The organism is Rothia sp. 27098_8_27 (assembly GCF_041432805.1).
Lineage (GTDB): Bacteria > Actinomycetota > Actinomycetes > Actinomycetales > Micrococcaceae > Rothia > Rothia mucilaginosa.
This window is the reverse complement of sequence record NZ_JAPWAJ010000002.1, coordinates 224,557-237,286: the sequence shown is the minus strand read 5'-3', so window position 1 is coordinate 237,286 and position 12,730 is coordinate 224,557. Positions and strand designations below refer to the sequence as shown.

The following is a 12,730-nucleotide window of genomic DNA, read 5'->3' as shown; positions in this document are numbered from 1 at the left end:
TAACCGGAAAAGCGCGGAGGCGCCCTCACCAGGGCGCCTCCGCGCACAAAAGCTAACTAGCTCACCGAAACAGCCGGGGAACCCTCGGGAACATACTCGCCCGAAGCCTCCATCTCAGCAGCAATACGGGTCGCCTCTTCAATCAGAGTCTCAACAATCTGATCCTCAGGCACAGTCTTAATGACCTCACCCTTCACAAAAATCTGGCCCTTACCGTTACCGGACGCAACACCCAGGTCAGCCTCACGAGCCTCACCCGGGCCATTCACCACGCAACCCATCACGGCAACACGCAGCGGAACCTTCATGTGCTCCAGGCCCTTAGTCACGTTCTCAGCAAGCTCCCACACATTCACCTGCGCACGACCACACGACGGGCAAGACACGATATCCAGCTTGCGGGGGCGAAGGTTCAGCGACTCCAGGATCTTGGTGCCCACCTTCACCTCCTCAACCGGAGGAGCAGACAGCGACACGCGAATAGTATCGCCAATACCCTGAGACAGCAGAGTACCAAACGCCACCGAGCTCTTAATAGTGCCCTGGAACGCCGGACCAGCCTCAGTCACACCCAAGTGCAGGGGCCAGTCACCGCGCTCAGCCAGCTGACGGTACGCCTCCACCATCACCACAGGGTCATTATGCTTCACAGAAATCTTGAAATCACGGAAACCATGCTCCTCAAAGAGCGAAGCCTCCCACACAGCAGACTCAACCAGAGCCTCCGGAGTAGCCTTACCGTACTTCTCCAACAGACGCTTATCCAGCGAACCAGCATTCACACCAATACGCAGAGAAACGCCGTGGTCCGAAGCCATCTGAGCGATTTCCTTCACCTGGTCATCGAACTTACGGATATTACCCGGGTTCACACGCACAGCACCGCAACCAGCCTGAATAGCCGCATACACGTACTTCGGCTGGAAGTGAATATCAGCAATCACCGGAATACGGGACTGCTTCGCAATAATGGGCAGAGCCTCCGCATCCTTATCAGTCGGGCACGCCACACGCACAATATCGCAACCGGCAGCGGTCAACTCAGCAATCTGCTGCAGAGTCGCACCAATGTCGTGGGTCTTAGTGGTCGTCATCGACTGCACCGAAATCGGAGATTCAGAACCAACACCGACAGAACCCACCTTAAACTGGCGAGTCTTACGACGCGGGGACAGAACCGCGGGAGCGGGCTTCGGCATACCAAGGCTGACCGACAAGGTTTTCCTCCATACATGGGTTATGAAGGACGTACGACGCATCCTTCGTTCAACTTTTTATTGTGCCACTGACGCGAAAGAAAGCACTAATACGGGTACCCTTACCGCGCGTGACAACACACTAAAACAGGGTGATGGGCTTAACAATATCCGCCACAATCAGAATGACCGACATCACAATGAACGCGCCCGCCACCACATACGTCAACGGCAACAACTTCACCGGATCAAACGGACCCGGATCCTTACGCCCAGTCAAACGCGCAAAGAAACGACGCACACCCTCCCAGAGCGCACCCAACACATGGCCACCATCCAGAGGCAGAAGCGGAATCAAATTAAACGCAAAAAGCATCAAATTCATATTCGCCACCAGCGAGACCAACATCGCAGCCTTCGCCTTCACATCAATACGGTCAGTAGCCGTCACCTCACCGGCAATACGACTCACACCAACCACAGACACCGGCGACTCAACACTACGCTCACCACCAGTCACCAAAGTCACCGTCAACTCCCACACACGCTGCGGCAACGAAAGCATCGACGAACCCACACGAGAGAGCGTATCGCCCACCATCGCAGGCACCTCAGTAATAGAACCAGGCACCAACTCACTCGACGGCGAAACACCCACAAAACCGCCACGAGTCGTCGCAATCGAACCATCCGCAGCACGCGCATACTGGCCCTTACCATCAGAAACCGGGCGGATCATCTCAACCGGAGTCACCGACAGGTCCAGGCGCTGACCATTACGCTCCACCGTCAAAGTGCTCGGGTGAGAACCCGCCGCACGAATCGCCGAAGACACAGCCTCCCACGACCCCGTCGACGCACCATTCACAGCAACCACACGGTCACCCACCTGCACACCCGCAGCCTTCGCAGGCGACGGAGTGGACTTATCCGTACACTCGCCATAGCTAATCGAATCATGAGTGACATTCACGCTCGGCACGCACTCAGACACCGCCGATACCTTATTCGTCACCTGCGCCGTACCAAAACCACAAATCAGCACAGCAGTACACACCACACCAATCAGTAGGTTCATCATCGGGCCGCCCAACATAATCACCATGCGCTTGAACACCGGCAACTTATAGAACAGGCGGTCCTCATCACCGGGCTTCAGACGCTCAGCATCCGCCGCACGAGCCTCCTCAGCCAAGGACGCAAACGGGCTGGTACTGCCCGAATGGCCCTCCTCATGGTGCTCCTTCACCTCAGCAGGGCTCGGCGGGTACATGCCAATCATCGAAATGTAACCGCCCAACGGGATTGCTTTGAAACCGTACTCAGTCTCGCCGCGGCGGAAAGAGAACACGGTCTTACCGAAGCCAATCATGTACTGCGGGACGCGCACATTGAACAGCTTCGCGGGCACCAGATGCCCCACCTCGTGCAGGGCAATCGAGACGGCAATAGCGATTGCCATGAGGATAATGCCCACAGCGTACAGCAGGATTTCCACGCTTTTTCTCGTTTCGGTTCGGGGATACGAAGCTTCTAGGATACTCGCTTAGCCTGTGAAGGCGCCCTCCCCCGCTTTCTGGAGGGGCTGGATGGGGACGATAAAAGGGGCGGTGTTCGTCCTCGTTCCTACAGGGGCACCCGCCCTCGCTTCGCTTCGGGCACCCTGATGTCACTTTCGGACGACACCGCCCCTCCACACGCACGCTAGGCCACCCGAGGTGGCGCGCCGTGTTTTCCGGATGCGCCCTCAGGGTGTCACCCGGACGCTCTCCGCAGCGAAGCAAGGAGGAAGCGGAGCGTCCGGGTGACGGGTGCCCCTGCGTAGGCGCGGAGGAAACATGCGGCGTGCCATCCTAGACACTGCATGAGGCGAAAGGACGAACACCGCCCCCTCCAAGCCCCAACCGGGGGCAAGCACCTACTCAACGCGATTAGCCTGCCGCCAGGGTCTGTGCCGGATCAATACGCGAAGCCTTCGCAGCCGGGTACAGACCAGCCAACACACCAACCAGCGCACCAGCGCCCAGGCCCAGCAGAATAGTGTCGGCACTAATAATCGGCGTCCAACGGTTCATCAAAGACACAATCGAGATGCCGTTAACCGCCAGCACAATACCAGCCACAGCGCCCAGGATACCGGTCAGCAGCGCCTCCGCCGAGAACTGCAGCAGAATACCCGAAGGGCGCATACCAATAGCCAGACGCAAACCAACCTCACGGCGACGCTCCATCACCGCAACCAAGAACGTATTCATAATACCCATCGCACCAATTACGAGGGTAATAACGCTCATGGCTATAAGCATGGTGCGTTGCTGCTGGTCGACAGCCTCACGAAGGGTCTTCGGCTCCGGCGGAATACTCACGCTATACAGGGCGGGACGTTCCGGCGAGAGCGCGTACGGTGCTTCCTCCGCGATCTGGTTTGCGGCACCGGCAACAGTACTCACCACAATCTGAGTGGAACGCTTACCGGTCTGCGCCGCAACGGCACCGCCACCGGCAGCGGGCTGCGCTTCTTCAACATCGGCACCAGGCTTCGCGCCCAGAGGCAGGTAGACCGAACCGTACGACAGAGTCAGCGAGGGATTCTCCCGCACCACACCGATGACGGTGTACGGCTCATCATAAATATAGACCGTAACTCCGGGGCTATAGGGTAGCGCAAGCTGGCGCATCACGCTTTCACTGAGCACCACGACCTTATCGTTCCGCTCCACATGCCCCTCGTCGAAAGTGCGGCCCCACACCAGTTCATGACCCTGCACGCTAAAGATGCTGGGGGTTGCCGCACGGACGGCAGCCGTCACGTTAGCACCGCGCTCACCGAAGTTGTCTGGACCGCGCTGAATATCCGCGGATTCATACAGCTGATCCACCAGCGCGGTACCGGTCACTCCGTTCAGCTGGCTAACACGCCGGTAGTTCTCACTTGCCGCCAGGCTCAAGAGTTCAGCCCGGCTCATGGATTCGGTTCGGGTCGAGCTTATCGTCAGGTGCTTAGCCCTAAAAATGTCGAAGCTGTCAGCCAACTGCCCAGAAATGGTGGCGGTCAGACCAACGGTCAGCACGAGCGAAGCGATACCCAGAACCACACCAAGCATGGTGAAGATATTGCGCCTCACCCGGTGCACGGTAGCGTCCCAGGCTTCTTTGAGGGAGGCGAGCGCCCAGGGTGCACGACCACTGCCCTGCGGCTTAGAAACTTGTTCCTCAGCAGAGCTAGGCAGGTTCAGAGACGCGCGAGCGGTCGTTTCTTCCTGCCGCTGTGCATCCTGCTCGATGAGCTGCCCCTCGTGCATACGTAGCACCCGGTCGCAGTGCTCCGCCACGAGCGGGTCGTGGGTAATCACAATCGTGCTTTGCTGATCGCCCGTACATTCACGGAGCAGATCAATGACTTCACGGGTGAGCTCTTCATCCAGCGAGCCGGTCGGTTCATCACAGAGCAGCAACGCCGGTTCCCCAATGAGCGCACGAGCAATAGCCACACGCTGCTTTTCACCGCCTGAGAGAGTGGTGATGGGTGCATCCGTCCGGTGGCTCAGCCCCAGCAGGGCGAGAGTGTCTTCAACCCGTTGTGCTCGTTCCGCTTTGGGCACGCCACGGTAGATGAGCGGTAGCTCAACGTTGCGGTACACGTTCTTATGCTCGATGAGGTGGAACGCCTGGAAGACGAAACCGATGCTGTCCAGGCGCGCTTCAGCTCGCTGTGCCGCGTTGAAGGTTGCGGTGTCTGTACCGTCCAGCAGGTAGCTGCCGGAGGCGGGCGTGCTGAGCAGACCGAGGATGTTCAGCAGGGTTGATTTGCCGCTGCCGGACGGTCCCAGGATTGCGACGACTTCTCCGTAGCGGACTTTCAGGTCAATATTTTTGAGCACGTCAATTCGAGTGTCACCCTGCATAAAGTGCTGGGACACTCCCTGAATATCGACGCTATAGGCTGGTGGGTGCGCGTGAGCGGCGCGGGAGTCAGTCATGGCTACTCCCTACTTTTTCTCGCGCATGATTTTGACGCTGTCGCCTTCGTGCAGGTCACCGGTGACGGCGTTCTTGCCGTTGGCGTTGCTGATGACGGTAACTGTTACCTCACGTTCTTCACGGGCCTTCGATCCGTTGGAGCTTTCGGGGCCGAGCACGATGACTCGGGTCTGTCCGTCACGGGTGTAGAGCGCCGATGAGGGCACGACCAGGTGCGCGTCGGGGGTTTCTTCGAGGGTGAGTTCCGCGTTGACGGCGCCTCGGAGGCTGTCCGCCTTATCCCCTACGTCGAGGGTGAGGATGCGTTCCCCTTCGGTGCTTCCTGCCGCACCGGCTGCGCCGTTGAGGTTGGAGCCAGCCGCACCTTCTGCGCCATTGGCCTGGCGACCGGCCTGGCTGTTGCCTGCGGCACCTACGGCTTCGGTGGTGTTCTTGTATCCGAGGGTTGCGACGTACTCAGTATCACCGAGGGAGGGCACGGTTACCTTCTGGCCGCTACGGGCTTCGGGGGTGAGCCTGCCGGTGGTTCCGGTGCAGCTGAGGGTCTTGCTACCTTCTGCGATGGTGGCTACGGGACCATCTGCGATAGCGCCGGTGGCGCGGGGGTTGCCGGTGACGAGTCCGGCACGGTTGATGATAAGGAAGTAGCGGGCGGGAATAGGCTGGTCAGTCTTGACGTGCGCGTAGCCGAGGCTGTCGAGGAGGTTGTTGAGAGCCTCGTAGGTGTCTTCGGTAATGCGCGCGGGCTGCGGGCCCTGACGTCCCATGGCGGTCAGTGCCTCGTTGAGGAGTGCGGCGTCGGGGCCGCTGTCGTCGAGTTTGAGGTCGCGGTAGAGCGCGAAGCCGCCGGTGAGGGTGATGAGAGGTTCACCGTTGACTTCTGCGATGAGGGTGCCGTTGCCGACGGTGTCACCGTGTTTGATGGTGATTGCGGTGTACTGTCCTTCACCGCTGTAGCGTAGCGGGGTTGAGGTGGCGTAGTTCGCGGTGCAGGTCAGGGGCACGGTGGTGCGCAGTTTCTCGCGGGTGACCGTGGCGGTGATGGTGGAGGGGTCCGGGGGTGCCGCTTCTGCGTCTTTCTGGGCGGTGGTTTTGATGTTTTGGGCGCTGATGAGCGTACCCACGGTGATGATGAGGAGCAGGGCGATAATGCCGTAGAGCCAGAGGGTTTTCTTCTGGCGGGTGGGGGTGGCGCTCATGGTGTCCCTTCTTTGGGTGCGCGTACGGGAACGCTATTGTCTGTGCCGTTTGGGCTTAGGGGCGGCGATGCCGTGTGGGGTTAGTTTGTGCCCGGCACGGGGATACGTGCCGGGCACAATACGCTGTGACGAGGTGCAGCCTCCGTGGCTACTCTGTACGCCTGTTCTGGTTAGTCCGGAGGATTAGCTCAGAATCTTTCGGGCGTTCTCTTCAGCAGTTTTCTTGATCGTGGTCACCTGTTCGATGAGGCCCTGTTCCTTTTCGAGGAAGGAACTCAGGTAAGCGATAGCCATCTTTCGCTGTTCGGTATCTAGCCCGGTTGCTTCGCGGCAGGTCGCATCGTTGATCGCCAGCTCGTGGGTGTCCTGGTTGTTCTGGCTGTACTGTAGGCGAGCCATATCCGGAGACGTGTAGTCGCCTCCGAAGCGTTCCTTCATGCACTGTGCCCACTTCTCGGTGGCAGGCCCAAGATCTTTGAAGATTGCGTCGTTGTTAAGGTAGTGAACCGCAGTGACGTTGACCTTTTTTATGATCGCACGGGATTCTTCTGAACCGAAGACTGCGCGGGTGGCTTCTTGCTGGCAACCGCCCTTTCCTTCAGTACCGTTAAGAGCCTGCATTTCAGCGTCGCTCATAGTGAGGCTCTGCTCTTCCAGCGCTGTAGTAGCCGCAGAGTAGCGCTCTTCGTATCCGCGAGCGCGGGCATCCGCGACGGTGAGAGGTTCGAAACCAGCGGTCTGTAGCAGCGGGATTTCAGTTTCTCCTGCAGGAACCTTGTAGTTCGGGAATCCTCGTTCAGCCATGCACTGGCTCAGGGAACGCTGGTAGGCACGGGCAACGTTGTCAGAAAGTGAGGCGAGGTTCTCTACTTTTTCGATAGCTTGACTATCAGGGCTCTTGGAAGCGCTATACGCCTTCTCAGCGTTAGCGGACGCCGAGGAACCGCCGCTGGGTTGCCCGGACGCGCAGGAGCTAAGCAGCAGGGTTAGCGGGAGTAGAGCCCCGGCTAGGGTTCGTAGGGTGTTCTGTCGACGCATAGGTGGGCACTTCCTCGTGAAATATAGCTGCATCTTTGTCCGCTCGTTCAGGGGCTCTTCGTTGTTTGCCCTTGAGAGAACATATTTTGAACACTAGCCTACTATGCGCCGGGGGGGGGAGGCAAGGGGGACGGTGTTCGTCCTCTCGCCTCATGCAGTGTCTGGGATGGCACGCCGCATATTTCCTCCGGGATACGACTGGAGGGGCGGTGTTCGTCCTCGTTCCGCACCATAGCGTTTGGGGAGGCACGCCGCATGTTTCCTCCGCGCCTACGCAGGGGCACCCGTCACCCGGACGCTCCGCTTCCTCCTTGCTTCGCTGCGGAAGAGCGTCCGTGTGACACCCTGAGGGCGCATCCGGAAAACACGGCGCGCCACCTCCGGTAGCCTAGCGTGCGGGTGGAGGGGCGGTGTCGTCCGAAAGTGACATCAGGGTGCCCGAAGCGAAGCGAGGGCGGGTGCCCCTGTAGGAACGAGGACGAACACCAGCCCCTCCACGCCCCATCCCATAGAAATGCGAATACCGCCTCAGAACCGGTTAGTTGCCGGTCATGCCCAGCAGCTCATTCGCGCGAACGCGAGCCCAACGCTCTGCATTCAGCACAGCCTCCAGCGTCAAATCAGCGTCAGAAACAGCCTCAGCGCTGCCGGTGTGCTCCTCCAGCACACGCGCCACCGAATCGACAATGCAGGTAAAGCGAATCGCGCCCGCGTGGAATGCTGCCACGGCTTCCTCATTGGCGGCGTTGAACACTGCCGGGTGGGTACCGCCGACCTTACCGGCATCCTTGATCATGCGCACAGCGGGGAATGCTTCCTCGTCCAGCGGCTCAAAAGTCCAGGATGCAGCCTTCGACCAGTCACACGCGGGCACAGCACCGGGGATTCGGTGCGGCCAGGTCAGACCCAGCGCGATGGGCAGAACCATGCTCGGCGGGGACGCCTGCGCAATGGTCGAGCCGTCCACGAACTGCACCATGGAATGCACGATGGACTGCGGGTGAACCGCCACGTCAATACGGTCCAGGTCCACGCCGAACAGGTGGTGTGCCTCAAGCACTTCGAGTGCCTTGTTGACCATGGTTGCCGAATTGGTGGTGACGACCAGGCCCATGTCCCAGGTGGGGTGTGCGAGCGCCTGCGCGGGGGTCACGTCGTGTAGCTGTTCGCGCTTGTAGCCGCGGAAGGGGCCGCCGGATGCGGTGAGGATGAGTCGGTCGATTTCTGCGTCGGTTCCGGAGGCGAGCGCCTGCGCGAGGGCGGAGTGTTCGGAGTCGACGGGTACCATGGGGGTGTCCAGGGGGGATGCGTCGACGGCGGCGCGTACGAGCGGACCGCCTGCGATGAGGGATTCCTTGTTGGCCAGTGCCACGCGGTAGCCGCTGTTGAGGGCGGTGAGGGTCGGTTCCAGGCCGATGGAGCCGGTGATGCCGTTGAGGACGGTGTCTGCCGGGTGTGCTGCCGCCTGTACGGATGCTTCAGCGCCGTGGGCGATCTGCGGGGTGTAGCCGGTGGCGCCTGCTTCGGAGGCTGCCGCTTCGATGAGTTCGCGGAGGCGCTGCGCGTCGTCGGCGGTGCCGCTGGTGGCGACCAGTTCGGCACGCACGTGCACTGCCTGGCGTGCGAGCAGTTCGAGGGATCGGGAGCCTGCGGAGAGGGCGACGACCTTCAGCGGTGCGTCGGCAGCGGAGGCGCTGGTGCCTTTGAGTGCGGCGAGGTGGTCGATGACTTCCATGGCTTGGGTGCCGATGGAGCCGGTTGAGCCGAGGAGGGTGACGCGCTGCGGTGCGCGGGTGAGTTCTGTGAGGGCGTCGGTGAGGCGGTCGCGGTTGCCGCCGACGCATGCTGAGGATCCAAACTTCATGGTTCTAGTGTCTCATGAGCTCGCGGGTGGATTCGGGTACTGGCGCCGCCTCTCATTCTAGAAGGCCCCAGCATAGAAGACCCCAGCGCAGAAGAATCCCCCACCCTGTCGTTTTCGGGGCGGGGGATTCAACACTTCACGTTTTAGAGCAGATCCTGCAGCAGCTCAATGCAGCGGTCCAGGAAAGCATCCACCTGTGATTCCTCGTAGCTGACGGTGCCCGAGGCGGGGCGGAACTTTGCGTGGCGCACCACGGAGGGGTCCAGCGGCTCTTCACTGTTGAGCTGGGCGTACACGCGGTCGCAGATGGCGTCCACGTCGCCGACAAAGTAGCCCATGTGGCGGCGCTTGCTGGGGCGGCGGAAACGCTCACCGGCGGGGCGTTCCAGGCGGCCAGCGAGCAGCTCGCCAGTCTCTACAAGGGAGCGTTCCCAGTTGTCCAGGCCGTACGCCTCAATGTAGCGGCTGCGTTCGAGCTTGGCGAAGCGTTCCTCAATCTTTTCGAGGGCGCGGTCGACCACATCCAGCTGGTAGCCGCCGGGTTCTTCACGGAAGACGACCTGGCGGATTCGTCGGGAGGTGTAGAGGTCTTCGGGCAGTTCGGAGGCTCCGCTGAGCTTCTCGTAGTCCTCGGCGAGGCGGGTGAACAGGCGGTCTACTTCACTGCGCTTGTAGCCGGGTTCGGTTTCTGCTGCACGGGCAAATCCGCCTTCGCGGGTGGTGCTTGCCAAAGTGGGCTCCTCTCGACGATTGAACTTTAAGAATACCAATGCGCAGGCTACATGGTGCAAGGTTGGCGGGCGGTGTCTTAGATATAGCCTTTTACGCCCCTCATCAGCGGATACAGCGAAAGCGGGTACAGCAAAGGCGGGGCGCCCCTCCCCCACTCGTGGGAAGAAACGCCCCGCCTCCATAAGCGATAAAAGCTTCAGGCTTTAGAGCGGCATAATAAACCGGAAAATCAGGCAGCCAGCCGCCGCAGCGAAAAGAATCGAGTCCAGGCGATCCATCATGCCGCCGTGACCGGGCAGAATATTCGACATGTCCTTCACACCCATACGGCGCTTGAACACGGACTCGACCAGGTCACCGGCAGTCGAAGCGACCACCATGACCGCCGCCAACGGAATAGCCCAATACCAGGGCGAACCCATAACCGCCAAGGCGATAGCGCCAACAACCGCCGAGCCGACGAAGGAACCAGCCAGGCCCTCCCAGCTTTTCTTCGGGGAAATCTTCGGCGCCATCGGGTGCTTACCCCAATTCACGCCGGCAATGAAGCCGAACGTGTCATTGCAGATGGCCATCAGCAGAATCATGAGGATACCGCGCTCGCCGTGGTCCGTCTGGAAGTAGACCATGGCAATACCCAGCATCAGCGGCACCCACAGCAGAGCCAGGGCGCTACCGCTCAAAGACTTACCCAGTGAGACCTGACGGTCAGCACGCACGAGAGCAGAAGAGAGCAGCAGCGCCAGCAGGCTCACCGCCAGGGCGATGCCCAGCCCGGTAAAACCGAACAGGTAGGACACCACCACAATTGCGCCAGACAGGGCACCCAGTAGGTATTCCGGGATGCCGTAGCCGCGGCGGGTATTGAGCACGTGCCCAATTTCCCAGGCGCCCAAAGCTGCCGCGCCGGTAGCGATCGCAACAAAAACCGGCTGGTAAATCAGGCCCAGCACCAATAGCACGCCGAAACCAACACCCACACCAATGGCGGCGGGCAGGTTACGACCTGCTTTGGCGCTACGCGACTTCACCGGCGTTGCAGCGGTCTGCGGGCTCGACTGTGGAGCAGGCGGCGCGCCTCTCTCTTCTTTCGCTTCTTTGCGTGCACTCATTTGGGGTTTAGACCTCGAGCAGTTCAGCTTCCTTGTGCTTGTACAGTGCGTCGACCTGGTCGATGTGCTTCTTGGTCAGTGCGTCCAGTTCCTTCTCAGCGCGTGCGCCTTCGTCCTCACCGATTTCGCTGTCCTTGACGAGCTTGTCGATAGCGGTCTTAGCGTGGCGGCGAACGTTACGGATGGAAACGCGGGACTCCTCAGCCTTGCTGTTGACGAGCTTGGTGTATTCCTTACGGCGCTCAGCGGTCATTTCGGGCATGACAACGCGGATAGCTGCACCGTCGTTGCTGGGGTTAACACCCAGGTCGGAGTCACGCAGAGCCTTCTCGATAGCTGCCAGTGCGGTCACATCGAAGGGAACGATCTTGACGGTACGTGCGTCCTCAACGTTGAAGGACACCAGCTGCTGCAGCGGGGTCGGTGCGCCGTAGTACTCGGCGGTCAGGCCACTGAAGATTGCGGGGTTCACACGACCGGTACGAACCTTAGCGAACTCAGTCTTGGTTGCTTCGATGGTCTTTTCCATCTTCTCGCCGGCTTCGGCAAGGATTTCTTCGATCACGAAAGGATCTCCTTTGTCGGAATTCTGGGGTACCAGAATTGTCGGTGGGCGTTCGCTCAGCCCTCGTTATTCCCCGCCGGTTCGCGGCGCATCCGAGGCGAAAGCCTTACGGATACTGCGAAGTCGACGGGAAAGAGGCAGAACGTCGTATTTGATATAAGTCTAGACGGTACCGGCGGGCATAAGCGAGTTTTAGCGCCTACCCGCGCGGTACCGTCCAGAATAAGTCCGCGCTATCGAGCACGGTCACAATCAGAGGGGCATCAAACATGCCCCGGCCTAGAAAATTAGGCGTTAGCGAGTAACGAGGGTACCCATCTTCTCGCCCAGAATCGCGCGGGTCACGTTACCCTCACCCTGCATGCCGAACACGCGCATGGTCACGTTGTTGTCACGGCACAGGGAGAACGCGGTCTGATCCAGCACACGGATGTTGCGCTGCATTGCCTCATCGTAGGTGAGGTTGTACAGGCGCTCAGCGTTGGGGTCCTTGTTCGGGTCAGCAGTGTAGATGCCGTCCACACCGTTCTTAGCGACCAGAACCTCGTCCGCGTGGATTTCCAGGGCACGCTGAGCAGCCACAGTGTCGGTGGAGAAGTAGGGCAGACCCGCACCAGCACCGAAAATCACGACTCGGTCCTTCTGCATGTGGCGAATCGCGCGGCGAGGAATGTAAGTCTCAGCAACCTGCGGCATGGTGATAGCCGACTGAACGCGGGTGTCAATACCCTCCTGCTCCAGGAAGTCCTGCAGAGCCAGGGAGTTCATCACGGTGCCGAGCATGCCCATGTAGTCTGCACGGGAGCGGTCCATACCCGCCTGAGAGAGTTCAGCGCCACGGAAGAAGTTACCGCCACCAATCACGATGGAGGTCTCAACCTCGCCAACAGTTGCGGCAATCTGCTTAGCGATGCTGCGCACGACCTCGGTCGAAATGCCAACTTCACCGCCACCAAAAACCTCACCGGAAAGCTTGAGCAAAACGCGGCGGCGGCCGGTCTCGTCACGGTGCATCGGGCGGGGATTCGCTTCAGTCATGGTTC

At 60.2% G+C, this 12,730-nt stretch carries 10 protein-coding genes; all 10 read right to left on the bottom strand.

Translation table 11 applies throughout. From position 1 onward, the window contains the following. Positions 1 to 56: 56 nt before the first annotated feature. Positions 57 to 1,199, bottom strand: coding sequence for a flavodoxin-dependent (E)-4-hydroxy-3-methylbut-2-enyl-diphosphate synthase (gene ispG / locus O3675_RS04470; RefSeq protein ID WP_044142245.1), 1,143 nt, complete (start codon positions 1,197 to 1,199; stop codon positions 57 to 59). Between the two features lie 139 nt (positions 1,200 to 1,338). After that, a complete protein-coding gene (locus O3675_RS04465; RefSeq protein ID WP_371571216.1) occupies positions 1,339 to 2,694 on the bottom strand; it encodes an RIP metalloprotease in 1,356 nt (451 codons plus the stop codon). Positions 2,695 to 3,127: 433 nt separating this feature from the next. After that, positions 3,128 to 5,176, bottom strand: a complete 2,049-nt coding sequence (locus O3675_RS04460) for an ATP-binding cassette domain-containing protein (protein ID WP_371571214.1) — start codon at positions 5,174 to 5,176, stop codon at positions 3,128 to 3,130. Positions 5,177 to 5,185: 9 nt separating this feature from the next. After that, positions 5,186 to 6,376 (bottom strand): hypothetical protein, encoded by a 1,191-nt coding sequence (locus O3675_RS04455; RefSeq protein ID WP_005507080.1) that lies wholly within the window; start codon positions 6,374 to 6,376, stop codon positions 5,186 to 5,188. Positions 6,377 to 6,559: 183 nt separating this feature from the next. Next, complete coding sequence (locus O3675_RS04450; protein ID WP_371571212.1) at positions 6,560 to 7,414, bottom strand: chromosome partitioning protein ParA; 855 nt, start codon at positions 7,412 to 7,414, stop codon at positions 6,560 to 6,562. A gap of 538 nt (positions 7,415 to 7,952) precedes the next feature. Continuing rightward, positions 7,953 to 9,278, bottom strand: coding sequence for a 1-deoxy-D-xylulose-5-phosphate reductoisomerase (gene dxr, locus O3675_RS04445; RefSeq protein WP_371571210.1), 1,326 nt, complete (start codon positions 9,276 to 9,278; stop codon positions 7,953 to 7,955). Positions 9,279 to 9,421: 143 nt separating this feature from the next. Continuing rightward, the gene (locus O3675_RS04440; RefSeq protein WP_371571208.1) at positions 9,422 to 10,009 is read right to left on the bottom strand and encodes a cell division protein DivIVA; all 588 of its coding nucleotides are present in this window, start codon (positions 10,007 to 10,009) and stop codon (positions 9,422 to 9,424) included. 204 nt (positions 10,010 to 10,213) lie between these two features. Next, positions 10,214 to 11,041, bottom strand: a complete 828-nt coding sequence (locus tag O3675_RS04435; protein WP_303936779.1) for a phosphatidate cytidylyltransferase — start codon at positions 11,039 to 11,041, stop codon at positions 10,214 to 10,216. An 88-nt stretch (positions 11,042 to 11,129) separates the two neighbouring features. After that, on the bottom strand, positions 11,130 to 11,687 hold the full coding sequence (frr, locus tag O3675_RS04430; protein ID WP_005508814.1) for a ribosome recycling factor: 558 nt from the start codon (positions 11,685 to 11,687) through the stop codon (positions 11,130 to 11,132). Between the two features lie 294 nt (positions 11,688 to 11,981). After that, a complete protein-coding gene (gene pyrH / locus O3675_RS04425; RefSeq protein ID WP_005507067.1) occupies positions 11,982 to 12,725 on the bottom strand; it encodes a UMP kinase in 744 nt (247 codons plus the stop codon). Positions 12,726 to 12,730: the final 5 nt, after the last annotated feature.

Coding starts and splice junctions, on each gene's coding strand:
- ispG (WP_044142245.1), bottom strand. CDS start 1,199: ATGCCGAAGCCCGCTCCCGCGGTTCTGTCCCCGCGTCGTAAGACTCGC.
- O3675_RS04460 (WP_371571214.1), bottom strand. CDS start 5,176: ATGACTGACTCCCGCGCCGCTCACGCGCACCCACCAGCCTATAGCGTC.
- O3675_RS04455 (WP_005507080.1), bottom strand. CDS start 6,376: ATGAGCGCCACCCCCACCCGCCAGAAGAAAACCCTCTGGCTCTACGGC.
- O3675_RS04450 (WP_371571212.1), bottom strand. CDS start 7,414: ATGCGTCGACAGAACACCCTACGAACCCTAGCCGGGGCTCTACTCCCG.
- dxr (WP_371571210.1), bottom strand. CDS start 9,278: ATGAAGTTTGGATCCTCAGCATGCGTCGGCGGCAACCGCGACCGCCTC.
- pyrH (WP_005507067.1), bottom strand. CDS start 12,725: ATGACTGAAGCGAATCCCCGCCCGATGCACCGTGACGAGACCGGCCGC.